Below are 24,234 nucleotides of genomic sequence, written 5' to 3'. Positions count from 1 at the left end.
TTCCCTGTGGAGTCGTTTGTTATGTTCGGCCTATTTCTTTTAATTTATTAATGAAGTTGTTTTCTGGGCTTAATATAACCCTTTCTCCAACGGATGTTTCAACCCAAAGCTTTAGGCTTTTTAAAGTTTTACTATCAGGTGTTTTTACAAAACCAGTAGCAAATGGAACAAGCCATTCATTTTCATTGTCAATTGGGATAAGAAAACTTGCTGATTCTCCATGTTGCAAAGTTTTGGGGTATTGAACACTTAAGTTGGAATGAAAAGGTTGTATACAAAATTGTGTATTTTTCCTTTTACCAACACTCCACCCAATACTCGTAATCACAACATTTCTATCCGCTTTGTTTGTGATGTTTATCCCGAAGTAATTATTCGGAGGGCTTCCGTCTCCATCAAATGTTACTCTTAATCCCGCGAACACTCTCAAATTTATTCGATTGGAAGTTCTTGCAAAATATAAAGAAGTAATGACTGCACTAATTGTTCCTATAGCGGCAAGCCAAGTTCCAATTGTGTTTGCTAACTGAATTTTTTGGTCAAATGTCATTGAGTCACCATTCTGAAGCATAATTTGTATAATGCGCGTGCACATTTTATTAGCCTGTCACTTAAGCCTTTTTGCAGAAAACCATTGATTAATAGGCACTATATCAGCGTTTCACTGAATAAACGAGCACAGCAAATTAAAAAGTGCGCATTAATATTTATGTCTTATCTAAAGCAGTCAATAGCATCCACTTATCGATTAGCAAAAGTAGGTCAACTAAATTGTTACTGTTCTGTGCAGCTTATCGCCTGAAAGCAATAAAGGGGTATTTATGTGTTAGCTGGTAAGGGCATTGTGATTATTATGAGTCAAACTTTTGATTGGCTGTGGACACTATGTGGACACTGGAAAGAAAAAGGGCTTAGCATTGCTGCTAAGCCCTTGTTTTAATTGGTGGAGGCGGCGGGACTTGAACCCGCGTCCAGAAAGCCTACATCCTCGGCACTACATGTTTAGTCTCTCTTTTATTTAACCAATTAGTCTCCGAAAGACAGGATGCTACTTGGTGAGTCCGGTACTGTTTCGCGGTTCACCCCCGGACGGAGTTCCCTCGCTAGCACACTGTAATATGACCATCAAAATCCACTGCCCACGTGCGAAACGTGTGGTTGATGGCTAGCTAGCCTAAGCTGCTAGAGAGTAGTTAGAGTCGTTTGCAACTATAACGGTGCGGCTTTTTACGAGGCCAACCGCCCCTCGACATGCTCCTTGGGTTTCGTGAATCCTGTCGAATCCAGAATCGCCCCCAATTAGTGATAGTGTAACGTGTTGTTTGGTGAATACCTAGCGACGATTAACAAAATATCATCGTTTGGTTATTATCCGTTCAGTCGGTCTTTTTTCATGACTCGAGACTGCTCAACTTTCCATTCACGCTCTTTGGTATCTTCACGTTTATCGTGATCTTTTTTACCTTTACCTAAACCAATTTCTACTTTGACCCACGCACCTTTGCGCCAGTACATAGATAGTGGGATTAAGGTATAGCCTTGACGTTCAATTAAGCCTGCAAGTTTATCAATCTCGCTACGTTTTAAGAGTAGCTTTTTGGTTCTGATAGGGTCACATACCACATGTGTTGAAGCTGTATTTAAGGGTTGAATAGTACAACCGTGCATAAATGCTTCATTATTTTTGATGTAGACATAACAATCAGATAGGTTAACTTTACCCATACGAATGGATTTTACTTCCCATCCCATTAACTCTAAACCCGCTTCGATTTTGTCTTCAATACGGTATTCAAAAGTGGCCCGTTTATTACGTGCTATTGTTGCAGGGGCATTTTTTGCTGATTTTGAATTCTTTTTTACCATGCTTATTTACCATCTAGGCGTTATATCGCCTGCAATTTGCCCATTTGAAAAGCGCTATTTATAAGGCTTACCTTATAACAGATATGGGGGAGAGTATTAATAATTCAACGATTATACCTAAATTATTGGTTTGTGTACGTCTATGTTATGCCGCAACAGATGCCTTTTTTATTTATCGTGATAAAATCTAATCATTATGTCGTAAAAGTGAGTACGAATGCCTAAAATTTCCAAAAGTGTATTGGTACGCTTTAGTGCCATGCAAATGTATGAATTAGTCAATGACGTTGAATCTTACCATGCTTTTTTACCTGGTTGTGTTGGTGGGAAAGTACTTGAATTTGATGGTAAAACTATGGTTGCATCGGTTGATGTTAGCAAGGCTGGTATCAAAAAGACTTTTACCACACGTAATCAAGTTGAAGCTGGTAAGCGTATTGCTTTGGCATTAGAAAACGGGCCGTTTAAACGTTTGAATGGTTTATGGGTTTTTACCGAGTTGACGGACGATGCCTGTAAAGTTGAGTTTGATTTAGATTTTGAGTTTTCAAATCCACTCTCTGATTTGGCTTTTGGACGAGTATTTAAACAATTAATGTCGTCTATGGTGACAGCATTTACTGAAAGAGCAAAGGTGATTTATCGTGACAACTGAACAAGAGCCTTTTGCGGTTGATGTTATTTATGCTTTACCTAAACAGCAAAAAATTATTAGTGTGATGGTAAAGCCTGGTTGTACTTTTATTGAGGCTGTTAAGCAAAGTGATATTTGTGCTTTTTTTCCGCAAATTGATTTAGCAACGGTTAAGCTGGGCGTGTTTAGCCGACAAGCTAAGCATGATGAAGTACTTTTGCCTGGACAAAGGGTCGAAATTTATCGTCCTCTCATTGCCGATCCAAAAGATGTACGTCGTAAACGAGCAGAAAAAGCTAAAGATGAAGGGCGAATTAATAAAATTACTGGGGCTAAGGTTAGCTAACTAGTCTTAGTTGGGGTTAGGTATAGGGCAGTATAACTGCAACGTATTCGTTTAAATTAAAACACGTTTAGCCCTAGCAAAACTTAACTGTTACTAAGTAAGTTGTTGATAAAATATGTTAGTTGATCTTAACTCTGATTAAGAGATTTGCTCACTCATCAATGTTATTCAATAAATATATACGCTACCTCTTCAGCCGGAGAGCTTTAGTGATAACAAGGTGAGTTTACCCGTCATTCGTCGGTCTATTGCAAGTTAATCTAACATAGTTAGTGTTGAACGTCGGCGCTGAAGATTGATTTATTCACCCGTTTCAGGCTATGCGAATATGAGCACAATTCTTGTGTACAAAAAAGCAGAGCGATTAGGCTCTGCTTTTTATTATTTGCTGCTGAATTAGGTAAATTATTTACTTATCATCAATGTTCGATGTATTTAATCCACGTTCTTCTTCAACAAGTGGCTTTGAATCCGGGCGAGTTTCTGGATTGAGCGGATCATCTTCTGGCTGGTTAATAGAAGGTAACTTGCTTTGATTCAATGGCGTATTAAATTCTTCACTGAGATCATAATCGCCCTCTACACGGCTGATTTTTCCGTCAATAAAGTGGATCACTAATTCTTTGTGGATGATGCTAGCATCACGACCACTTTTAAAGTGATAGACGTAGTACCAAGTGTCATCAGCAAAACTGTCACGTAAAACAGGACGGCCTAAAATGTATTCAGTTTGTTCTTTGGTCATCTCAATACGTAACTTATGGACTTCTTGCGACTCCATATAGTTACCTTGTGGAACATCTGGCTTATAAACTAGCCAATCGAATACGCCACAACCACTTAAAGAGATAGATAATGCTACTGCGCTTAACAGAGTAAGACTTTGTTTTTTGTTAATCATTGTCTGTGCTACTTCCCAAATTCTGTCGGCCATCATACCCAAGCAAGCCCTATCCTGACAAGGGGGGATGTGACTTGCAGGTCATTTGATTCATTTTATGGCTATAAGTTCACGAGTTTAATTGTGATTCTTAGTAATAAAACCATTGGAATCTTTACTCAAATTGTTTAACTTGTGATGTAAGACATATGTTATTAAGTTCTGCGCTGCAGTATCATTAATTATAAAACTTAGAATGATTTGTGTAATGCGCAATGGCCCCAAGATGAATGAAACTAACCCATTTGAGCACGATGATAATAAACCTGTTAAGCATGAGGGACGTTTAATTTGTGTTGGCACAGGGATGCAATTAAGTGGTCAAATAAGTCTGTTAAGTAAAAGCTATATTGAAATTGCTGATGTAGTGTTTTCTTTAGTTACCGATGGTTTTTCACAGCGCTGGTTAGATTCGTTAAACGATAATGTACAGTCTTTACAGTCTTTTTACGCAAATGAGGGCGAGTTTAAAAATCGCCGTGAAACCTATGCGCAGATGGTTGATGAGATTTTAGCTCAAGTTCGTTTAGGTAAATTAGTTGTATGTGCCTTTTATGGCCACCCTGGGGTATTTGCCTGTGTTGCGCATCGAGCAATAGCATTGGCGCGTGGTGAGGGTTTTGAAGCTAGTATGTTACCTGGTATTTCTGCTGAAGCGTGTTTATGGGCTGATTTAGGCATAGATCCTGGTAATGTGGGACATCAGAGTTTTGAAGCAACGCAATTTTTGCTTTATAACCACATACCTAATACTTGTACCCATTTATTACTTTGGCAGATAGCATTAGCGGGGGAGCATACGCTAACTCAATTTTCTACAACGGTGGATAAGCTAAATATACTGGTAGCGCATTTAAATCAATGGTATCCCTTAACACACCCCGTTATAATTTATGAAGCGGCGACCTTGCCTTTTCAACAACCAAGGATAGAATCTATTACCCTTGCTCAATTACCATATATAAAGCTGAATGCAATGAGTACCTTGATGATACCGCCAGCAAAAGCATTATCACTTAACCATCAAGTATTACAACAATTAGGGATCACTGCGGCTAATATTGGTTAGCAATAAGCGTGACGTTTTACGGAGATAATATGTCAAAATTACAACAATTTGCCCAAGCATTATCAGCAGATGCTGGATTATTAGAAGCTTACAAAGCTGACCCGAAAGGGGTAATGCTTGCTAATGGACTCACTAAGCAGGAAGTGGAGTTAGTTTTATCCGGTGATATCGGTGGCTTAAAAGCGCTATTAGGTGACAGCTTAATGCAAGCTTATGTAGTTATTGCGACCCCTACTGAATAATAAAATGCCCCTAAAGAGGCTTGTATATTGTTTTTTTATTCAATTGGTTTTTGCCTGTTGTGTTTTTGCGTCGCCAAATTTTGATGAGCGTCTGACTACACTAGATAAGTTATTACAAACAGACTTACCTCAAGCAGAAATCATATTGGCTGAATTAGCACCCTCTGTTTCTCAATTCACTCCTTCTCAGTTAGCCACCTACCATACGTTGTCGAGCATCAAGCAGTTGTATTTGTCCGAATTAGAACAGGCTAATCAATCACTTGACATGGCGTTATCTTTTGAGCCTTCAGAAGAACTATTGACTCGAATATACCTTTACAAAGTCACCATATATTTATTGCAGCGAAACTATGAAGCCGCTTTTTCTATGTTGGAGATGAACTTATCAAGAATTGAAAGTTATCAGGATAACCGTTTAAAAGTGGCTTCGTATGTGCGTTTGTTAAATATCTTCTTAGATTTAAATGCGTACGATGAAATGCGAGACACGGCTAATCTTGTGCTTAATATCAATCAAGGTAAAGACACTAAACATGAATGTTACGCGAAATTATATTTAGCCGTCGCCACTTTGAAACTGACGCAATATTCGCAGGCCAACGAGTTATTCAAAGACTCACAAATCTATTGTGCCACTAATGAACAACCATTAATTGCTAATATGTCCATTAAAGGGCAAGCACAGAGTTACTTTGAACTAGGCCAATTAGTACTTGCCAGAACCATGTTTGAAACTGCATTAACAGGTTATCAGGAGTTTCGTTTTCAACTTGAAATTAATGATGTTAAAGCCTATTTAAGTAAAATTTATTTCTATCAAAAGGAATACGAAAGAGCAGCACAATACGCAGATGAACTGAGTAAGCTTAATGATGATAAAGTTAACCAACATGCAAAGAAGCAAGCTAACGAGGTGTTAGCCATGTTGGCAAGTAAAGACGGCGATTACGCAAAGGCATACCAATATCAACTTATTGCGCATACTTTAGATTTACAATATTTAGAAGATAAAACGAATAAACAAAACGCTTATCAGATGGCGCGTTTTAATAATGCCGAGACCAATAGAGAAAATAAAAGTCTGCAGCAAGAGCGCATGTTAATGATGCAACAAAAAGATCTGATGTTGAAAGAAAAAAGTTCATCGATGATGTTTTCTACATTGCTTTTTGGGGTGTGTATCGGATTAGTGTTATTACTATTAACCGCTTGGCTGCAGCGCAATCAATTTAGGCGTCAAGCCCAGCGAGATGGGCTAACGGGGATTTATAACCGCCAAACAGGACAAGATTTAGCTGAAGATGAGCTGGTACAAGTGCTGGCTAATCATAGTCATTTTTCAGTGATGATTTTAGATTTAGATTTGTTTAAATCAATCAATGATCGTTTTGGCCATGCAACAGGGGATTGGACCCTTAAAAAAGTTACCCATGTCATTCAAGATATCATTCGACCAACGGATATATTTTGCCGAATGGGGGGCGAAGAGTTTGTGTTGTACTTACCCAATACCGATCCGCAAGCGGCATTGCAATTAGCAGAAATTATTCGTTCTGAAGTTGAAAGTATTAATACCAAGTATTCTGGGCATAATTTTTCAATTAGTATCAGTATTGGTATTAGCTCACTTGATGACGGTGATTTAAGCCTTGATCCATTTTTGAATCGCGCAGATATCGCGTTATATGAGTGTAAACGTCAAGGTCGAAATAAAGTCCTCATCTATCAGCCTAGCTTTGCATAAGCTATTTTGGTTTTTTAAGTGCTTAACATCTTCTTTACTACTTTGTATAACTTCATTCCAATAGTTGAGATTTAACGCTGCCACTATGGTTAATGTGATGGGCTGTCACTTCCCGATCTTTTACTTTCCTCCTTTATTTGTTTATCTCAAGCTAAGTTAACCTCAAATCAAGTTCAGAGATAAACAAATAATGTTGTAATAGTGAATATTCAGATGCCCAAAATCAAAAATCAAAAATCAAAAATCAAAAATCAAAAATCAAAAATCAAAAATCAAAAATCAAAAATCAAACATCAAACATCAACTTTGCGTCGATATTGAAAATAAGATGAGTTTACTAGTACTAGCTTCAATTTAAACTGACAGGCACCATTTAAACACCAAGTAGATGCCCGTCAATATCAAAGTAATTGCAACTTTTCTCGTGTTAGACATAGCACTGATAACTTTGCAAAGGGGGGGGAGGAGGCAGCTGTTACACCCTCCAGAGGATATTTCTTTTTCATATCAAATCCTAATTCTAAAGTGACCACTTCATTTTCGAGGTAACCTCAAGTTGGCCTAGTCTATAAATAAGCCAGTATGAAGCTGTTCACATTCAATTCTTCATCGTCAAACTTGAGTTTTGTTCGGATAACAAGACGAATTCACATATCAATCATTAGCCTATTCAAGCTGTGTTGTGTTCGAGTTGAATATATTTAACGTAGCTATGGTGCTTTGAATCACATTGACTATCTCGAGCAAGGGCGTGGGAGCATCCATTACTCATCTCCCTGCTTTGAGTGTTTAATCTTGGCAAACCGCTTTCTTGAACTGTTTGATAAATATTGCTTAGCTTTTTGAGGAAATAAGAAGACAACACGTCGCTGCTTAGCCTGATTTTAAATAGTTAAAAACAGCCTCAACTCGCCATAAATGACTATTTAAGCCTTTTTTTACCGTTCAAGTGTAAATAAATCATTAAAAATGCAAATAAATTAATTTTTTTTTCATTAATACCACTCGTGAATAGATTGATGATCTGATAACGCGCATCTGAAAATACCTCAAATCACCCATGCAAACAATTACCTTTACGTAAACGTAAGTTTCAAACGACCGTTTGAAAATTATTTTTGTTTTAAAAATGTTAAGCCTATGTATTTTATGGAAAATAACTCATTACCTCAAGGTGAGCTCAAAACAGGTTTAATTTATTCTACATATCAAACTCGACTAAAGTTGTGTAATAAATATATTACAGCTGGTAATAATATTACGTATTTTGTTTTCGTTGTTTTTTGTTGGTAATAAGGTAAGACCTTTTAATTTTACAGTGTTAACTTTACAAGGTGTAATTTTGCTAATTTGATTTTAATCAGGCAGTTAAATGGTGTTTTTTGTATTGGTAATACCATTTTAAAAGGTGTTTTTTTGGTGTTTTTTGACAAGATTGGTAAGGTTTGAACTGTTGCAAATACAACTGTTTTTGCGTAGTTTTTAATGCGAAACGAACATTTGATAGTTTGATTGAGTGTGAGAGTTAAGTAGAAGTGGTTAGATAGATTGCTCGGATTCATTTGCAGTGTGTTAAGCAAGCAACGTTAAATATTCTGAACCGTCTATCTGTAATGCTTAACTTTCGTTTTTAAACACTCACTAGTGAATATGTTCAACAAACAATGTGAATGATGGTCGCACCAAGGGAGTCAGGTTATGACGGCAGAGCAATTAGTAGCACAGTACAGTAAGACAACATCTGAACAGTCAAATTCTGTAAGCACTTCAGATTTAGTCATTGTTGGTCCTACGATAGCCGGACAAGAAGAAGTGTTTAATTCTGGCGCGATAGCATTACTTGACAGCTTATGTAGCCGTTTTGCCGCAGAAGTACCACAGTTACTTGAAAAACGTAAACAAAAACAAGCACGTATTGATGGTGGCGAATTACCAGACTTTTTACCTGAAACCCGTGCGATTCGTGATGGTGATTGGTCTATCCGTGGTATACCACAAGATTTAACTGACCGTCGTGTTGAAATTACTGGTCCAGTAGATCGCAAGATGATCATTAACGCGTTAAATGCCAACGTTAAAGTGTTTATGGCTGATTTTGAAGACTCACTTGCCCCAAGCTGGCAAAAAGTGGTTGAAGGTCAAATCAACTTACGTGATGCGGTTCGTGGTGATATTGAGTTCACCGCACCAGAAACAGGCAAACAGTACAAGTTGAATCCCGATCCAGCAGTGTTAATTGCTCGCGTTCGTGGTTTGCACTTAAAAGAAAAGCACGTTGAATACAAAGGCCTGGCGATCCCTGGTGGTTTGATGGATTTTGCACTGTATTTTTACCATAACTACCACCAGTTATTAGCTAAAAATTCAGGACCATATTTTTATATCCCAAAACTTGAAAGTCATATTGAAGCGCGATGGTGGGCAAAGGTTTTCGCGTTTGTTGAAGAGCGTTTTTGCTTAAAGCCTGGCACGATTAAATGTACTTGTTTAATTGAGACATTACCTGCCGTATTTGAAATGGACGAAATCTTATATGAGCTACGGTCAAATATTGTGGCGCTGAATTGCGGACGTTGGGATTACATTTTTAGTTATATCAAAACGCTTAAACGCTATGCCGATAGAGTATTACCGGATCGCCAAGCAGTCACAATGGACACCAAGTTTTTAAGTGCTTATTCACGTTTATTAATTAAAACCTGTCACAAGCGTGGTGCACTAGCTATGGGGGGAATGGCGGCATTTATTCCGGCTAAAGATGAAGCTACCAACTTGCAAGTGTTAACAAAAGTTCGCGGTGATAAAGAATTAGAAGCGCGAAATGGTCACGATGGCACTTGGGTTGCGCATCCAGGATTAGCGGATACAGCCATGAGTATCTTCAACGACTATATTGGCGGTGATAGAACCAATCAATTGCATATTACTCGCGATGTTGATGCGCCCATTTTAGCATCAGAACTGCTAATGCCATGTGAGGGTGAGCGAACTGAATCGGGTATGCGTTTGAACATTCGCATTGCGGTTCAATACATTGAAGCTTGGATCCAGGGCAACGGTTGTGTACCGATTTACGGCCTAATGGAAGATGCGGCAACAGCTGAAATATCGCGCACTTCAATATGGCAATGGATCCAACACGGTAAAACCTTATCTAATGACAAATTAGTGACGAAAGATTTATTCAGAAGCATGCTGGCAGAAGAGTTAATTAATGTGCAGCAAGAGTTGGGTGATGCACGTTACGAGTCAGGTCAGTTTGCTAAAGCGGCTGAGTTACTTGAACAAATTACCACCTCAGATGAATTGGTAGACTTTTTAACACTACCTGGATACGAGCTTTTAACCGCTAAATAGTAAAACCAATTTTATTCATTATAAGAATCTCACGTGCTGTATTGTGCAGCCGTGTTAACTGACTAGCAGTCAAACAGGAAGGAGTCACATTATGACTAAGGCAACACAACTAACTCGTCAACAACAAATCGATGCAATCAAAAAAGATTGGGCTGAAAATCCACGTTGGAAAGGGGTTAAGCGTCCATTTACTGCAGAAGAAGTGGTCGCCTTACGTGGTTCAATAGTTCCTGAAAATACTATTGCTAAATTAGGTGCCGCAAAGTTATGGGACCTTGTTAATGGCGGCGCTAAAAAAGGCTATGTTAACTCACTGGGTGCATTAACAGGCGGTCAAGCGGTTCAACAAGCTAAAGCGGGTATTGAAGCTATTTATCTTTCAGGTTGGCAGGTGGCTGCAGATGCTAACTTAGCTGGCACTATGTATCCAGATCAATCACTCTATCCAGCTAACTCTGTACCAGCGGTTGTTAGCCGTATTAACAACTCTTTCCGCCGTGCTGATCAAATTCAGTGGAGCAAAGAAGTTAATCCAGGTGACAAAAATTACACTGACTACTATTTACCAATTGTTGCTGATGCTGAAGCGGGTTTTGGTGGTGTGCTAAACGCATTTGAATTAATGAAGTCAATGATTGATGCTGGTGCAGCAGGTGTTCACTTTGAAGACCAATTAGCCTCAGTTAAAAAATGTGGTCACATGGGCGGCAAAGTGCTTGTTCCAACTCAAGAAGCAGTTCAAAAACTTGTTGCAGCACGTTTAGCGGCAGACGTAAGCGGTGTTGAAACCCTGGTTATTGCACGTACAGATGCTAACGCGGCTGATTTAATGACATCAGATTGTGATGCTTACGACCGTGACTTTGTTACTGGTGAGCGTACTAGCGAAGGTTTCTACCGTGTTAAAGCGGGTCTTGACCAAGCAATTTCTCGTGGCTTAGCTTATGCACCTTATGCTGATTTAATCTGGTGTGAAACGGCTAAACCTTGTTTAGAAGAAGCTAAGAAGTTTGCTGATGCGATTCATGCTCAATACCCAGATCAGTTGCTTGCCTATAACTGTTCACCTTCATTCAACTGGAAGAAAAACTTGGACGATGCAACGATTGCTAAGTTCCAACAAGAGCTTTCAAACATGGGTTACAAGTACCAATTCATCACTTTAGCGGGCATTCATAACATGTGGTACAACATGTTTGATTTAGCTTATGACTATGCACGTGGTGAAGGTATGAAGCACTATGTTGAAAAAGTTCAAGACGTTGAATTTGCTGCAGCAGAGAAAGGTTATACGTTCGTATCTCACCAGCAAGAAGTGGGTACAGGTTACTTTGACCAAGTGACGACCTGTATTCAAGGTGGTAAGTCTTCAGTTACAGCGTTAACAGGTTCGACTGAAGAAGAGCAGTTTTAAGATTTAGATATACCGTTTTACAGTTTAGTCGCTTTGCGACTGTTGTAACCCCGTGCGGTTCTCCTACAGGCCGCACGGGACTTTTATCCAATTTGATGGATCAAAAGCCGACAAGCTTTGATGTTGTTCCTTATTGTTGGATTTACTTCCTACCCGTAAGTTTTTAACCAACTCGCTTGTGTTACGGCCCTTAATGGGCCGATTTTTTTATTTTGTCCTCCTTCATTTAGTAATAATGTCTCGCTGAACTAGCCATCTTGGGTATACTTGTTAGTAAATATTCAAAATTAATTTAATAAAAAGAACAATTATGACAGCTAATCCATCTCATAAAGGAGTTGAATACTGGACTAAACGCATTAGTGAACAAGAAATGCCAGCCCTATGTTCAACAGTTAGAGATTTAGAGAAGCTTGCCAAGGATGACGTCTCCTCTTTATCGTTACTCGGTCGCAGTGTGATGCATGACAATGCATTAACCTCGCGTATTTTACGGGTAGCAAACAGTGCTACTTATAATAAAGGGATTAATCAAGTTTCTACCGTGAGCCGAGCCGCCGTGGTGCTTGGTTTTGATACAATTAGAAATATTTGTCTTACTGCGCGCTTATTATCCAGTTTACTTGAAAATCATAATCTATCTGACAATGTCTTTCAGCGTCTATTAAAGCTTATGGGACAATCATTTCACGCCGCTATGATTGCGCGGATGATGTTGAATGAGCGTGATGAAAGCCTACGAGAGGAGGTTTTTATTGCGACATTACTATATCGCATCGGTGAAAGTGCCTTTTGGAGCATGGGCGGGGATTTAGCCGATGCTTTAGATGCTAAGTTACTCAATACTGAAAACAGCGTCGAACAATTAAACCTGATCCGTTCTGAGCTTGGCACTTCGTTTAACCAGTTAACGCAAGGCATAGCCAGAAGTTGGGGCTTGGGTGACACCTTACTTAAAGCGCTGAATAACCCAGACGAGCGCATGCCAGAAATACGTTGTATTTTTTTAGCCGATAAATTGGCAGAATCTATCGCCCAACCAGACCTGGACCCACAAGGTTTTCAAAAGCGCCTGCAACAAGCTGCCGATATGCTTGATATTAAGGTTGAAGAGTTCAATCAGCGTTTAATTCGTTGTAATCAAGTGACACATAAGTTAGCTATTGATTATGGCGCTAAGGCTTTAGTGGATTATATTCCTAATACTGAAAAAGTATTTGAAAAATTAGATGCACCACAACCAGAAGCCATGTTACGTGAAGCGAATTTAACTGTGCAGCTAAATAAGCTACGTGAGCTCACGGGTTTTGCGATTAATAAGACTGATTTTAATCAAGTAATGCAAACGGCTTTGGAAGGGGTTTTCAGCGGCGTGGGTGTTGACCGATGTGGTGTGTTATTGTTAACACCAAATCGAAAAATGCTCCAGCCTAGAGTCGTTATGGGTGATGACGCTGAAACCATGAAAACTACTTTTGTTATTGAACTTACCGATCACCAATCCATTTTTGCACAATGTATTGAGCAGAAAAAACCTCAATGGGTGCATCAAACACCAACATCGGAATCGTCTAAATTAACTGCCAGCAATGCAGTAGAGCATTTATCTCGAGAAGGCTTTTTAATTGCGCCGTTAATGGTGAATACCAAGGTGTTAGGGGTGTTCTATGCTGATAGACATGCATCCTTCAGAAAGTTTGAACAAGTTGACTTTGATGCTTTTACGCATTTTTCACAGCTTGCAAACATTTGTTTTAGTGTGTCAATGACTTAGCCGTTAATTGAATAGCAAAACGCCCTTAATATGTTGAGTAGTAAGGGCGTTTTGATTTACTTGCGAACCAAAGTTTTATTGCATTATCAAGCTGGTAATACGCTTAGCTTTATCATTCGGAATAGGGAAGCTTAGATGATATTGTGCAATTTTCCAACCCTGTTCTGTTTGAATTAATGCCCCTGTTCCACGGCTTATGCCATAGGCTGGACTGAATAATTGCTCATCAAATACGATGATGTCGCCTATTTGAAGTAAATGACGTGCTTGCAGATCATAGCGCCAGCCTTTAGTCGGTGTCGCATAGGCTCTAAACTGCACCATGTTCCAGCGTTCGGTAGCATCGGTGCCAATAAAAATCGCATCTGGGTGATATAAATTAAAATACGTTTCCCAGTCTGCCGATATTGCACTTTCATGTAGCTGGTTCAATAATCCATTGACTTGATGGCTATCTTCTTCAGTTAATCCTTGGCTGTCTATGGTGTGATCTGCTTGATTAATATTCGTGATCACGGCTTCAGATTCTGCACTACTTTGCTGACTGCTAATCACTTGCTGAACTGAGGCTTCCTTGGTGGTATTTTCAGCTTGTTCTGCCGCTGCGGTTTCATTATCAAAATGCTGTAATGGATTAGCATTGATGTCAAAGGCTGTTACCGTAGTGATTAATACTGCGATAAATCCTAATCGATGAATAATGGATTGCATAATTTTTCCTTGCTAGGTAGCACTTAATAAGACAAGTATTTGTTGAGAAATACACTGGCAATGAAGATGATATCTCTTTGCAATTTTAATATTAATGCCAATGTATTGGGTTCAATTGATAAAACTGGCTTAACTCACCATATAATTCTGGATGCTGTTGAGAAAAAGCGTTAGGTTTTTCAAAAAAGGTTTCACTTATTACGGCAAAAAATTCAGCAGGATTAGTGGCACCGTAATAGTTGAATAATGACGGTATTTGTTGAGATGCGCAATACTGTAACTGTTTAAATTCTTTACCTAAGGTTGATGACCAATCGGCATAATCTTTAATTTGTCTTAACGTTGGAGCACCATTTGCAGGGCCATTTTCCTGATCTAACTGATGCGCAAACTCATGGATGACCACATTTTGGCCATCAAAGGGCTCTGCTGCACCATGGAGGGTATTTTGCCAAGATAATATGACCTTGCCATTTCCCCATGATTCTCCAAGCAAAACACTTCTGTGATGCGATGCCACCCCTGCGAAATCTATTTTTTGTTGCTCTACGATAAATGCATGCGGATAAATAAGGATCTGTTTTAAATTAGGGAAATAGTCTATTTTACGATTTAACAACAGTAAACAGGCTTGTGCTGCTACAGTGACTTTAATTTCATCTGTGATAGTCAGTCCATCACAGCCAACAAATTGCTTTTCATCAATGAATATTTGAATGTGCTTTTTTAATTGTAATTGTAGGTCGGTAGGCATGCTTTGATAATATGGAAAGCGTTTACGCAATATGCTACGCCATGTTTTTGGGAACGCCTGCAAGCACACTTGATGGCGGTGACGTTCACGTCTTAATCGCGCGCTAGCAATCCAACAGATGGCCGATGTGGCAATAATGCAAACAATTACAATCGCTATCATAAACAGGCTCTAATTAAAGGAGGTCTTAAAGAGATGGGGCAAGAATGGTTGCTTTTCAAGCAGAAAAAAACTGGCAACAATAAATGATGCCAGATAAAGAGTGCGGGGAGAAAAACTAAACCAATAAACCTGAGTGTTAGAGAGCGATTAACACATTACATTCTTGGCTTATTATTGTTATTTTGATAACGATTTGAGCTGCGTATCATGTTCAAATTGCTGATAAAGAGCTTGTTTATCTTTGTCTGATAACAAGTTGTGTTCAGCAATTAAGTGACGAATTAATTTTGATTTAGCCATTTTACTTGCCTGGCTTAACGCAGTTAAATCGCTAATTGCTTGTTCACTTAATGTAAATGTGGCACGTCGAAACGGTTTTTTTACCTGTTCCGTTTGATTAACTAGCTGTTGTGATTGAGTTGCTTGCTTATTGTCTCGGCGCTGTAAAAAGTCAACCACATTAGTATGTTGAGTAAATTCATGAGTTTGACCTAACGCATAAAGACTTGCGTTATCGATAAACTCTTCAATAGACATTTGCTTGGAAAACGCAGCTTTACATGACGAGGCGTTTTTCTTGAGATCGGCCAGTCCCATAATTTCCCCTTAGTGTGGTGACATTCCGCGGCGATAAACGCTGCTCCATGATTTGTTTGGCATTTTCTGCTTGCAGTAATTCACACGCAATAGCACGCATTTCGTCAGCCGCTTTACCATTTGGTTCGATTTCAATCACCGACAAGCCTGACTCTTCACTGTCATCGTAAATATTACGACTGTAATTTACCGCATCTAACACATTAATATCATAGGTGCGGCAAACATCTTTTGCTTCTAATATTCTGCCAACCTGATTAGGTAAGTTGGGGCATTGAGTGATCACAAATGAGGCGCGCATTTTGGGGTTAATCATCATACAAGTGGCAACGATATCATCCATGTGACTAACCGTTTTAAGATCGCGACGTTTAGGTCTTAATGGCATCAATACATGTGATGCTACCGACATGGTTGCACGCAGTGCAAGGTTGTCTTGTCCTCCACAATCGACGATAACATAGTCATAGTGTTGCTCTAAACTGAGTAAGTCGTTACGAATTTTGCCATAAAGCTGCACACAATTGATTGCCGGTAAGTCAGGGTTATTGTTTCGAGCCTGGATCCAATCTGATGTGGTTCTTTGGGGGTCGCAATCCACCATTATTACACTGGCTTTGGTTTCTTTTGTGAGAAACACTGCAATATTTTGTGCTAGACAGCTTTTGCCACTGCCGCCTTTTTCGCCACCAACTAAAATAATCATTATCTACACCTCATTATTGAGTGATATAGCTGTAATGTAGTCTGGATGTTAATACTTAGTCAATTAGCTGATTTTTGACGTTTTTTATATATTGTCACACTGCTTTTTTGTTGACGCTATTTTGAGATTTGGCAAATAATTGACGTTTATTCACTAATAAGCAGGTGTTGATAAAATGTTAATTTAATGAATCACTTGGCAGCATTATGAGACGCTTATAGTTGTTGTTAAGCTAATTACATCGATCAATATTTTGCTTTATATAACCATTATCGTGATATTTCTACTTTTGTATTTCAAAATGGTATAAATGTTTTGGTCTGTTATTGCAGCTCTGAGGCTGGAGGGGGCGTTTCTAACATTACGCCATTTTTTTATTGGTATCTATTTTTACTCTACTATCGATTTTTTATATAGAATCACTCCATCATCAACTATCGAACTTGTTGTCATCATTAAGTTATGGTCAACATCCTGTGGCAAAGTAGCTTTAAGGCCTAGATAACTCAGAACAAGATAAATTTCGGTTTTAGTGGATACATTCGATGCCGTGAGAGGTTTGTAGTGGTTCTGTTAAATAAAAATGAGTACAACCTAAATGAATGAACAAGCTTTATTAGAGGCGGTTAACCAAACCATGCCTTTTGGTAAATATGCAGGGCGCAAGTTGATACACTTGCCTGAACCCTATTTAGTTTGGTTTCACGCTAAAGGATTCCCTGAAGGGAAATTAGGTCAGCAACTGGCGCTGATGTATGAAGTGAAGTTGAACGGTTTAGAAGAGATGCTTCAACCGTTAGTGAAACCAAATCATAATACTTTTTCTAAATAAAAGGCGGCCAATGTTTGGTTGTTTTTGACTCTTAAATTTGATTTGATGAGTCTAAAGTTGTGTCTTTCAAACAGCGGTTTAGAAAGGTAGGACGCATCAACCGATAACCGTTGATAATGTTGCGATTTAGCCCAGCATTGCAGATGTTCAATCAACAGGCTGGCAATGCCTTGGTGTTGAAAATGTGGATCGACATACAGGCAATCAATGTAGCCACGTTGGTGGAACTGGGTTTCTATACCAATAAAGCCGACAATTTGTTGCTGGGCATTTTGTACCAGCCAAGCCTTGTTGAGTTTATACCTAAGCTGCCAGTGCTTTGTTGAACGTGGTGCACTAGACCATGCGAGCTTTTTGGCTGAGTTGTATCTTGGGTGCTGAATAGCTTGTATTGCTTGATGATACAACAGGCTAATTGCTGGGGCATGGCAAGGATGAAAATCAACAATAGTAAAAGCGGTCATAGGTTTTATCTATTTGGGATGTGTAAGGTATAAAAAAATCGGCTAACTCTTTCAGGACATTAAAAACCTGTTGAGATTAACCGATATGGAGCAGAACAACGTGTAAACGATTATTTTTTGATGATATGGCCAACAAACATAATTTCATCAAATGTGCGATCTAAGCTAGAGCTTTTAAAGTCAGTCATCCACATTTGTTCAGACATTTCAACATTATCGCCTTTAACGACTTCAACTTGAGGACCCGCTGCCCAGTAGGTTTTGTCTGCTTCTTTAACTTGTACATATGTGTAACCACCACCATTCATGGTGTCGATAACTTCACCTTGATGGATAACACCTTGAGCCCAAGCTGAAGAAACACCTAAAGCAAGCGTTGCCGCGGCGAAAATTTTGATCAGTTTTGTTTTCATTAATGTTTCCTTGATTTTTACTCGGTAATGGCGTCATTAAAACACGCAAGTCTGTTGCCGTCTGTGATCAAAGCCTAAAATCATCGATGGCTAATGTAATTTATATTTACAATGTGTTGTTGGCCTATTTTGTATCCATATTGGCAAACGAAGTCAATAAATGCCTCAGGAAGCGTTTTGTTGTCTACGGGTTGTTGCCATAGCGCTTTAAGGAGAGCCCCGTAACCTTCTCGCCCTGATGCGGTATATGAGCTTGATACGCCAATATACAAAGCATCGTTAAGTAAAGGTTGCCATAATTCATCACGGTACACTTCAACGGATGTTATACGTTCGCCCAAGGTTTTTTTACCATCATAGCTGTAACGAATGCCGTAGGGGTATGGAAAGCTACCTGCACCCGTGCCGATTATGCCGTTATTCGTAGCAGCATTGATGGTCGACTCTAATACCTCAATAATGTATTGCCCTTTAATTTGATAAGTCACTAAAGGCAACTCAAAGGGCAGGATACGACCGAATACATCGGCAACTGAAAGTTGTCCTTTATTGAGAGATTGCCTCACTCCGCCAGCATTGTGTAATGCAAAATCTAACTTCGGCTCAACTAATTGGGTCGCTTTAAACATACTACGGCTTACCCAGGGGGCTATTTCACTGCCATGGGGAAAGTGCTTGCTAGGCAAACGTGTATGAACAAAATCTTTCGGAATATGGGCTAAAATTTGTTGCTCTAGCGCAGCAAGCGCAGGGCGATATTGCGATTGAATGACATTATCTATTTGGTCATCTTGAGCACCATTTAGCATATTAGGGTGTTGCCGTAACTGCTCAATTAATACGTGTTGAATATCTTCAGAGATGGGGTTATCTGAGCTTTGGCTAATGTTGATATCATCACCGAGCATAAAGAAGTTATCGCCCTCAAACTGGCAAACATTACCATTGGCATCAAAACAAAGATCCACTAAGCCTAAGGTTTCGGCATATTTTCCAGCATGGAAAATGGGGGTTTGATTAACGGTTTCACCATAGGGCATGTTCGACATGCCAACGCAGCCGAAATCGCCCTGAAGTGTATGAGAATGTCCGCCAATGATTAAGCTGATACCGTTAACTTGTTTTGCCAGCTCGCGATCTTGATCTATGCCAAGATGACTTAATATGACGATATGCTGAATATTTTGCTGGTGCAGAGCCTGTATTGTGCGTCTTGTTGTGTCTATGGCGTTAACAAATAAGGTGTCTGGATCCGGCCTAGCTATTAGCGGCATTTGATCTAATGTAATGCCCACTATGGCAATTTGGGTATCATAAAAAGGCTTAAGTAAAACCTTGGCGATACCTTGGCTAACGTCATAATCTAATAATTGTGGGTGATCACGTAGCTTACCTGCTTTATGAATATCTTCTTGGCTCAGATCCATATTGCCGGCCATTAACGGAAATTCAATTCGATTTAAAAACGCTTGAACGGGACTATTACCTGCGTCAATTTCATGATTTCCTAGCACCATCGCATCGGGTTTTAGCAAATTTAAAAGATGTGCATTTGCAGCACCTTGAAACTCACGAAAATACAATGTTCCCTGAAAGCTATCTCCACCATGCAGAAACAAAAATGGCTGTTGTTTGGCTTCAGCTTGTTGACGGGCTTGTTGAATGTGATATCCCAAGCGAGCATAGCCACCAGTGTTGACCGCTAAATTATAGCTTTGTTGCTGGTGCTGTAAGGTAAATTTAACCAGACTTGGTTCAAAGTTGGAGTGGGTGTCATTTATGTGAGCAATAGATAGGCGATAAATATTAGGCATGTTTTCCCTCAACTGAATGCCATTTATCTTAGCATTTTAAAATAAGCATATACTAATTTATACGGCTCAACTTGAATCAAAGTTCAATACAAGTTGAGCTTGGTCGCATTAGAAACTAAAGCGAGTGTGACGAGTAAACAGATTAATGGGTTTCACCATCATCAGATAATACCAGGCCTTTGTTTTTTACACGGCGTTGCCACAATTTTCGGGCAAGCGCTTGCATGTCAGGCGCGAGGTCTTTTGAGTCAACAATTTCTAAGCCAATTAATGTCTCAATAATATCTTCGATGGTGACGATGCCTTCGCTTGAACCGTATTCGTCAACCACTAATGCCATTTTTGCATTACGTTTAATCATCATTTGAAAAAGCGGCAACACTTTTACCGATGACGGAATAACAAATAAACTTTTTAAATGCTCACTGATTTCTGCATCTGGTGTTTGGCGAACATTTAAGAGGATGTCATTACGATTGACATAACCAATCACATTGTCTCGTTCACCTTCATATACCGGCACTCGGGTAAACGGGCTTGATAAATGCTTGTCGATAAAATCATTATGACTAATGTGGGTAGGCAATTTAAATATCACGGTTCGAGGCGTCATGATGTCAGTAACCACCATGTCTTTTACCGATAAAATTTGCGTCAAAATTTGTGATTCTTGTTCACCTAATTCGCCACTGTCTTTACCCATTTTGGTCATGGCACTTAATTCCTGGCGAATATATTGACCTTCTTCGCCTTTGCCTAATAAATTAGTGACCTTTTGCGACATCCAGATGAGTGGTGCGGTTAACCTTTCCATCCAGTACAAGCAGACGGAAACCGTAGGCGCGAGTTTTCGCCAATGATTAGCACCTAATGTTTTAGGGATAATTTCTGAGAGGAATAAAATTAAGAACGTCAGTACCGCAGAGAAAACACCTAACATTTCACTGCCAAAAACCACAGCAGCTTGTGCACCAGCAACTGCTGCACCTACAGTATGGGAAATAGTATTTAACGTTAGAATAGATACTAAAGGCGATTCGACATTTTGCTTTTGCTTATGTAATAAGTCAGCAATTTTCGGATTAGATTCTCTTAAGTTGGCAATATAACTTGGCGTGACTGATAAAAGCACCGCTTCAAAAACACTACATAAAAAAGAAACGGCAATAGCAACAAACACAATAACAAACAAAGTTAACATATATGTAAGTAAAAACTTCCTCGTATCAGGCATTATTGCCCGCGACGATATTATCATATTATCAAACTCGGATATACTGGCTAAAACGTGATATGGCCTGTATAATTCGCCGCCCTGTTACAGGTTTTAGGTGTTTGAGGTTAGGCAGATGAGTGAAAAGAAAATCAATTTATTAAATCTTGATCGTAAAGGACTGCGAGCGTTGTTCAGCGAAATGGGTGAAAAACCGTTCCGTGCCGATCAATTAATGAAGTGGATCTATCACTTTGGTGTCAGCGACTTCGAAGAAATGAACAATATAAACAAAGTTTTGCGAGCAAAGCTTGCGGCTAAATGTGAAATTGTTGCACCTGAAATTGCCAGTTATCAAAAGTCTAATGATGGCACTATTAAATTTGCTATCGACGTTGGCCAAGGCCAAGAAGTTGAAACGGTATATATTCCAGAGGAAGACCGTGCAACCTTATGTGTGTCATCTCAAGTGGGATGTGCCCTTGAATGTACTTTCTGTTCAACCGGTCAGCAAGGTTTTAACCGTAATTTGACCGTGTCAGAAATAGTCGGTCAGGTTTGGCGTGTATCACAATTTTTAGGATTTCATAAAGACACGGGTGATCGTCCGATTTCTAACGTCGTGATGATGGGAATGGGAGAGCCATTACTCAATTTAGCGAACGTGATTCCTGCAATGGATATCATGTTAGATGACTTTGGTTTTAGTTTATCAAAACGCCGTGTGACCTTATCTACTTCAGGTATTGTTCCTGCACTTGATAAATTAGGCGATGCTATCGATGTTGCACTTGCTGTTAGTATTCACGCGCCAAATGATGCACTTCGTGATGTATTAGTGCCGGTAAACAAAAAGTATCCTTTAGAAGAATTTTTAGCTGGTATTCGTCGTTATTTAGCTAAATCTAATGCTAACCGTGGTCGAGTCACGGTTGAGTACGTTATGCTGGATCATATTAATGACAGCACTGATCAAGCGCATGAGTTAGCTAAAGTCATGAAAGATACGCCGTGTAAGATTAACTTAATTCCATTTAATCCTTATCCAGGCTCGCCATATGGGCGTTCTTCTAATTCAAGAATTGATCGTTTCTCTAAAGTTCTTATGGAATACGGATTAACTGTTATAGTACGTAAAACACGTGGTGATGATATTGATGCAGCTTGCGGACAACTAGCAGGTGATATCCGTGACCGCACCAAACGTTTAGCAAAAAAACAAATGCAACAAAACCAGATTTCAGTCACAATGGATTAACTCTTTGTTTGCACAATAAATAGGCTTATAAATGAAGCTCAGAATGCAAAAAATAGTGTTAGTAGGTTTGTTAGGTTTATCCCTTGGTGGATGTGTAACCGAACGGACCTACAGTGGAACAGATATACCTGTTGCTGAACGTCAGATCGATAAAGTGGCAGCAGCACGTGAGCGGATGCAATTAGGGTTAACCTATTTACGCCGTGGTAACAGTGAACAAGCAAAATATAATTTAGATAGAGCCGTTGAATTTGCACCACAAATGAGTGAAGTGCACGTTGCAATGGCTTATTACTATCAAACTGTTGGTGACTTAGCGCGTACCGAGAGTGCATATAATGATGCTATCGCAGCAAGCGATGCATCTGGGGATGCTAAAAACAATTTTGGGGTGTTTCTATGTCAGCAGAAGAAATTCGCCCGTGCAGAGACAATGTTTTTAGAGGCGATTGACACGCCTAAATATACCCGTACAGCATCTAGCTATGAAAACTTAGGTGTATGTAGTAAAAGTGATGGTAAGCTAGCAAAAGCGCGTGAATATTTTATGATGGCATTAAAATATGATCCGCGCCGTGGAAACACATTAATTGGATTAACAGAGTTGGACATGGAAGCATCCGACTATGCAAGTGCTCGCAATACTTTGGCTCGATATCACCAGGTTGCGAATGAAACTGCTGAAAGTTTAGCGTTAGGGATAAAAATAGAGCAAGGGCTTGGCGATTCAGATGCCATGAAGCGATTTGGCATTACATTAATTGCTAAATTCCCTGCATCTCCTCAAGCAAAAGAATATAGAGCTAACTTGCATTAAATGACAATAGAAAAATTAGACGAAACTATCGACGCAGTTGAAACCGTAAGTGATATTGCTACCGTTGGAGCAATTCTTAAAACTGCGCGTGAAAATAAAGGCATCACCATTGAAGCTGCTGCATTACAACTGCATCTGCGTCCTAAGATTTTGACGGATATTGAAGCGGACAATTTTGATAATATCGCCTCGAATACCTATGCTCGAGGTTATATCAAAAATTATGCGCGTTTTATTGAAGCCGACATCGATGCAATCAAATCATGTCTAAATCAACAAATCCCTGAACATGTCCCTCCAACCATGCAAAGTTTTTCGCGTAAAACATCGCGCGAAGCTAGAGACAGTAGGCTTAATTTAGTGACTTATGCCATTGTGATTATTTTGCTGGCGATGTTGGTGTTATGGTGGGTGCAAAAGTCTGATTTGATTACCCAATCAAATTTTGCGTTGCCAACTGTAGAAGAATTACAGGCTGAAGCAACACCCCCTGGTGATGATTATGCTAATTTGTTGGAACCAACAGAACGAGTGAGTAGCTCTTTGGTTGCTCCTGTTGATGCAGGCTCAAGTGAAGCTAATCCAGAGATTGTTTCAGCTCAATCTGAAAGTGCTCAGCCCCCAGCTTCCGTATCTACTGAAGCGGTTAATGTTACAAATACAGAAAACTCTAATGTTAACGGTTCAGCTGCCAGTGATTTAAGCGCGCCAGATGAAGCGGCTTCTGCTGATGTCGTTACACCCCAAATATCGACACCAAACCAAGTCGCGGCTAACAACAATGATGTCGTTGCGGATGGACTGTCAGTTGTGACGATGTCGTTAACGGCTGATTGCTGGATTAATCTGGTGGATGTTAATGGCAAAGTGTTAGTTGATGGTGTGAAAACCGCCGGTCATCAAGTTAATGTTTCAGGTAAAGCGCCGTTTAAATTAATTTTAGGTGCACCGCAAGCTGTGTTGTTGACACTTGATGGCAACAAGGTTGATTTATCTGAATACGATAATGGCCGTGCGGCTCGCATCACGTTAACTCAACCTAATTAATAATATTTAGACCTTAGGGTTTATTATTGAATTGAATTCATTGGTATGATGCAAATC

At 39.4% G+C, this 24,234-nt stretch carries 23 protein-coding genes and 1 other RNA gene; 12 read left to right on the top strand and 12 right to left on the bottom strand.

Features of this window, described 5'->3' with window-relative positions; translation table 11 throughout:
• Positions 1 to 19: 19 nt before the first annotated feature.
• The 3 genes from ORI98_RS06020 to smpB all read right to left on the bottom strand — a co-directional run bounded on the left by ORI98_RS06020 (position 20) and on the right by smpB (position 1,866).
• Positions 20 to 550 carry a hypothetical protein gene (locus tag ORI98_RS06020; RefSeq protein ID WP_306134620.1) on the bottom strand — a complete coding sequence of 177 codons (531 nt, stop codon included), beginning with the start codon at positions 548 to 550 and terminating at the stop codon, positions 20 to 22.
• A gap of 391 nt (positions 551 to 941) precedes the next feature.
• Positions 942 to 1,297: a transfer-messenger RNA gene (ssrA, locus tag ORI98_RS06015) on the bottom strand.
• Positions 1,298 to 1,368: 71 nt separating this feature from the next.
• Positions 1,369 to 1,866 (bottom strand): SsrA-binding protein SmpB, encoded by a 498-nt coding sequence (gene smpB / locus ORI98_RS06010; protein WP_306134619.1) that lies wholly within the window; start codon positions 1,864 to 1,866, stop codon positions 1,369 to 1,371.
• 217 nt (positions 1,867 to 2,083) lie between these two features.
• On the opposite strand from smpB, the gene ORI98_RS06005 reads away from it, so the two are divergent.
• Together ORI98_RS06005 and ORI98_RS06000 are read left to right on the top strand one after the other, a co-directional pair.
• Positions 2,084 to 2,521 (top strand): SRPBCC family protein, encoded by a 438-nt coding sequence (locus ORI98_RS06005; protein ID WP_261299489.1) that lies wholly within the window; start codon positions 2,084 to 2,086, stop codon positions 2,519 to 2,521.
• A complete protein-coding gene (locus ORI98_RS06000) occupies positions 2,511 to 2,846 on the top strand; it encodes an RnfH family protein (protein ID WP_261299490.1) in 336 nt (111 codons plus the stop codon). Before ORI98_RS06005 ends, ORI98_RS06000 begins: the two co-directional genes overlap by 11 nt.
• A 409-nt stretch (positions 2,847 to 3,255) precedes the next feature.
• Here the strand turns inward: ORI98_RS06000 and ORI98_RS05995 are convergent, their stop codons facing one another.
• Positions 3,256 to 3,747, bottom strand: a complete 492-nt coding sequence (locus tag ORI98_RS05995; RefSeq protein ID WP_261299491.1) for an outer membrane protein assembly factor BamE — start codon at positions 3,745 to 3,747, stop codon at positions 3,256 to 3,258.
• 265 nt (positions 3,748 to 4,012) lie between these two features.
• Here ORI98_RS05995 and ORI98_RS05990 point away from each other — a divergent pair, with 265 nt between their 5' ends.
• The 6 genes from ORI98_RS05990 to ORI98_RS05965 all read left to right on the top strand — a co-directional run bounded on the left by ORI98_RS05990 (position 4,013) and on the right by ORI98_RS05965 (position 13,389).
• Positions 4,013 to 4,855, top strand: coding sequence for an SAM-dependent methyltransferase (locus tag ORI98_RS05990; protein WP_306134618.1), 843 nt, complete (start codon positions 4,013 to 4,015; stop codon positions 4,853 to 4,855).
• Positions 4,856 to 4,884: 29 nt separating this feature from the next.
• The gene (locus ORI98_RS05985) at positions 4,885 to 5,097 is read left to right on the top strand and encodes a hypothetical protein (RefSeq protein WP_261299493.1); all 213 of its coding nucleotides are present in this window, start codon (positions 4,885 to 4,887) and stop codon (positions 5,095 to 5,097) included.
• A 145-nt stretch (positions 5,098 to 5,242) separates the two neighbouring features.
• Complete coding sequence (locus ORI98_RS05980; protein ID WP_306134617.1) at positions 5,243 to 6,844, top strand: GGDEF domain-containing protein; 1,602 nt, start codon at positions 5,243 to 5,245, stop codon at positions 6,842 to 6,844.
• Positions 6,845 to 8,542: 1,698 nt separating this feature from the next.
• A complete protein-coding gene (aceB, locus tag ORI98_RS05975; RefSeq protein ID WP_306134616.1) occupies positions 8,543 to 10,201 on the top strand; it encodes a malate synthase A in 1,659 nt (552 codons plus the stop codon).
• A gap of 91 nt (positions 10,202 to 10,292) precedes the next feature.
• Positions 10,293 to 11,615: an isocitrate lyase gene (gene aceA / locus ORI98_RS05970; protein WP_306134615.1), complete on the top strand. Its 1,323-nt coding sequence runs from the start codon at positions 10,293 to 10,295 to the stop codon at positions 11,613 to 11,615.
• 310 nt (positions 11,616 to 11,925) lie between these two features.
• Positions 11,926 to 13,389, top strand: coding sequence for an HDOD domain-containing protein (locus ORI98_RS05965; RefSeq protein WP_306134614.1), 1,464 nt, complete (start codon positions 11,926 to 11,928; stop codon positions 13,387 to 13,389).
• A 75-nt stretch (positions 13,390 to 13,464) separates the two neighbouring features.
• On the opposite strand, the gene ORI98_RS05960 is transcribed toward ORI98_RS05965, so the two are convergent.
• The 4 genes from ORI98_RS05960 to ORI98_RS05945 form a co-directional block, all read right to left on the bottom strand.
• Positions 13,465 to 14,100 (bottom strand): nuclear transport factor 2 family protein, encoded by a 636-nt coding sequence (locus tag ORI98_RS05960; protein WP_306134613.1) that lies wholly within the window; start codon positions 14,098 to 14,100, stop codon positions 13,465 to 13,467.
• Positions 14,101 to 14,191: 91 nt separating this feature from the next.
• Positions 14,192 to 15,016: a zinc-dependent peptidase gene (locus ORI98_RS05955; RefSeq protein ID WP_306134612.1), complete on the bottom strand. Its 825-nt coding sequence runs from the start codon at positions 15,014 to 15,016 to the stop codon at positions 14,192 to 14,194.
• Between the two features lie 177 nt (positions 15,017 to 15,193).
• The gene (locus tag ORI98_RS05950; RefSeq protein ID WP_306134611.1) at positions 15,194 to 15,613 is read right to left on the bottom strand and encodes a CopG family transcriptional regulator; all 420 of its coding nucleotides are present in this window, start codon (positions 15,611 to 15,613) and stop codon (positions 15,194 to 15,196) included.
• The gene (locus ORI98_RS05945; protein WP_306134610.1) at positions 15,573 to 16,319 is read right to left on the bottom strand and encodes an AAA family ATPase; all 747 of its coding nucleotides are present in this window, start codon (positions 16,317 to 16,319) and stop codon (positions 15,573 to 15,575) included. Before ORI98_RS05945 ends, ORI98_RS05950 begins: the two co-directional genes overlap by 41 nt.
• Before the next feature lie 598 nt (positions 16,320 to 16,917).
• On the opposite strand from ORI98_RS05945, the gene ORI98_RS05940 reads away from it, so the two are divergent.
• A complete protein-coding gene (locus ORI98_RS05940) occupies positions 16,918 to 17,151 on the top strand; it encodes a DUF3820 family protein (RefSeq protein WP_306134609.1) in 234 nt (77 codons plus the stop codon).
• Here the strand turns inward: ORI98_RS05940 and ORI98_RS05935 are convergent.
• From ORI98_RS05935 to ORI98_RS05920, 4 genes are all read right to left on the bottom strand, one after another.
• Positions 17,130 to 17,615 (bottom strand): GNAT family N-acetyltransferase, encoded by a 486-nt coding sequence (locus tag ORI98_RS05935; protein WP_306134608.1) that lies wholly within the window; start codon positions 17,613 to 17,615, stop codon positions 17,130 to 17,132. The genes ORI98_RS05940 and ORI98_RS05935 overlap by 22 nt on opposite strands.
• A gap of 110 nt (positions 17,616 to 17,725) precedes the next feature.
• Positions 17,726 to 18,028 (bottom strand): NrfJ, encoded by a 303-nt coding sequence (locus tag ORI98_RS05930; protein WP_261299504.1) that lies wholly within the window; start codon positions 18,026 to 18,028, stop codon positions 17,726 to 17,728.
• Between the two features lie 80 nt (positions 18,029 to 18,108).
• A complete protein-coding gene (locus tag ORI98_RS05925) occupies positions 18,109 to 19,842 on the bottom strand; it encodes a bifunctional UDP-sugar hydrolase/5'-nucleotidase (protein WP_306134607.1) in 1,734 nt (577 codons plus the stop codon).
• 142 nt (positions 19,843 to 19,984) lie between these two features.
• On the bottom strand, positions 19,985 to 21,043 hold the full coding sequence (locus ORI98_RS05920; protein ID WP_261299506.1) for a CNNM domain-containing protein: 1,059 nt from the start codon (positions 21,041 to 21,043) through the stop codon (positions 19,985 to 19,987).
• 148 nt (positions 21,044 to 21,191) lie between these two features.
• On the opposite strand from ORI98_RS05920, the gene ORI98_RS05915 reads away from it, so the two are divergent.
• The 3 genes from ORI98_RS05915 to ORI98_RS05905 are packed head-to-tail and all read left to right on the top strand — an operon-like array spanning position 21,192 to position 24,177.
• Positions 21,192 to 22,313, top strand: coding sequence for a bifunctional tRNA (adenosine(37)-C2)-methyltransferase TrmG/ribosomal RNA large subunit methyltransferase RlmN (locus ORI98_RS05915; RefSeq protein ID WP_261299507.1), 1,122 nt, complete (start codon positions 21,192 to 21,194; stop codon positions 22,311 to 22,313).
• A gap of 31 nt (positions 22,314 to 22,344) precedes the next feature.
• On the top strand, positions 22,345 to 23,130 hold the full coding sequence (gene pilW / locus ORI98_RS05910) for a type IV pilus biogenesis/stability protein PilW (RefSeq protein ID WP_306134606.1): 786 nt from the start codon (positions 22,345 to 22,347) through the stop codon (positions 23,128 to 23,130).
• Entirely contained in the window at positions 23,131 to 24,177 is a 1,047-nt protein-coding gene (locus tag ORI98_RS05905) for a RodZ domain-containing protein (protein ID WP_306134605.1), read from the top strand.
• The last annotated feature ends 57 nt before the right edge of the window (positions 24,178 to 24,234 follow it).

This window comes from Shewanella sp. ULN5 (assembly GCF_030731885.1).
Lineage (GTDB): Bacteria > Pseudomonadota > Gammaproteobacteria > Enterobacterales > Shewanellaceae > Shewanella > Shewanella holmiensis.
The sequence above is the reverse complement of the archived record's forward strand: the minus strand, read 5'-3'. Positions and strand labels throughout refer to the sequence as shown.

What these genes read in the sequence shown, in the direction of transcription:
- ORI98_RS06020 (WP_306134620.1), bottom strand. Translation starts at nt 550, where the DNA reads ATGACATTTGACCAAAAAATTCAGTTAGCAAACACAATTGGAACTTGG.
- smpB (WP_306134619.1), bottom strand. Translation starts at nt 1,866, where the DNA reads ATGGTAAAAAAGAATTCAAAATCAGCAAAAAATGCCCCTGCAACAATA.
- ORI98_RS06005 (WP_261299489.1), top strand. Translation starts at nt 2,084, where the DNA reads ATGCCTAAAATTTCCAAAAGTGTATTGGTACGCTTTAGTGCCATGCAA.
- ORI98_RS05995 (WP_261299491.1), bottom strand. Translation starts at nt 3,747, where the DNA reads ATGATTAACAAAAAACAAAGTCTTACTCTGTTAAGCGCAGTAGCATTA.
- ORI98_RS05990 (WP_306134618.1), top strand. Translation starts at nt 4,013, where the DNA reads ATGAATGAAACTAACCCATTTGAGCACGATGATAATAAACCTGTTAAG.
- ORI98_RS05985 (WP_261299493.1), top strand. Translation starts at nt 4,885, where the DNA reads ATGTCAAAATTACAACAATTTGCCCAAGCATTATCAGCAGATGCTGGA.
- aceB (WP_306134616.1), top strand. Translation starts at nt 8,543, where the DNA reads ATGACGGCAGAGCAATTAGTAGCACAGTACAGTAAGACAACATCTGAA.
- aceA (WP_306134615.1), top strand. Translation starts at nt 10,293, where the DNA reads ATGACTAAGGCAACACAACTAACTCGTCAACAACAAATCGATGCAATC.
- ORI98_RS05965 (WP_306134614.1), top strand. Translation starts at nt 11,926, where the DNA reads ATGACAGCTAATCCATCTCATAAAGGAGTTGAATACTGGACTAAACGC.
- ORI98_RS05960 (WP_306134613.1), bottom strand. Translation starts at nt 14,100, where the DNA reads ATGCAATCCATTATTCATCGATTAGGATTTATCGCAGTATTAATCACT.
- ORI98_RS05955 (WP_306134612.1), bottom strand. Translation starts at nt 15,016, where the DNA reads ATGATAGCGATTGTAATTGTTTGCATTATTGCCACATCGGCCATCTGT.
- ORI98_RS05950 (WP_306134611.1), bottom strand. Translation starts at nt 15,613, where the DNA reads ATGGGACTGGCCGATCTCAAGAAAAACGCCTCGTCATGTAAAGCTGCG.
- ORI98_RS05945 (WP_306134610.1), bottom strand. Translation starts at nt 16,319, where the DNA reads ATGATTATTTTAGTTGGTGGCGAAAAAGGCGGCAGTGGCAAAAGCTGT.
- ORI98_RS05940 (WP_306134609.1), top strand. Translation starts at nt 16,918, where the DNA reads ATGAATGAACAAGCTTTATTAGAGGCGGTTAACCAAACCATGCCTTTT.
- ORI98_RS05935 (WP_306134608.1), bottom strand. Translation starts at nt 17,615, where the DNA reads ATGACCGCTTTTACTATTGTTGATTTTCATCCTTGCCATGCCCCAGCA.
- ORI98_RS05930 (WP_261299504.1), bottom strand. Translation starts at nt 18,028, where the DNA reads ATGAAAACAAAACTGATCAAAATTTTCGCCGCGGCAACGCTTGCTTTA.
- ORI98_RS05925 (WP_306134607.1), bottom strand. Translation starts at nt 19,842, where the DNA reads ATGCCTAATATTTATCGCCTATCTATTGCTCACATAAATGACACCCAC.
- ORI98_RS05920 (WP_261299506.1), bottom strand. Translation starts at nt 21,043, where the DNA reads ATGTTAACTTTGTTTGTTATTGTGTTTGTTGCTATTGCCGTTTCTTTT.
- ORI98_RS05915 (WP_261299507.1), top strand. Translation starts at nt 21,192, where the DNA reads ATGAGTGAAAAGAAAATCAATTTATTAAATCTTGATCGTAAAGGACTG.
- pilW (WP_306134606.1), top strand. Translation starts at nt 22,345, where the DNA reads ATGAAGCTCAGAATGCAAAAAATAGTGTTAGTAGGTTTGTTAGGTTTA.
- ORI98_RS05905 (WP_306134605.1), top strand. Translation starts at nt 23,131, where the DNA reads ATGACAATAGAAAAATTAGACGAAACTATCGACGCAGTTGAAACCGTA.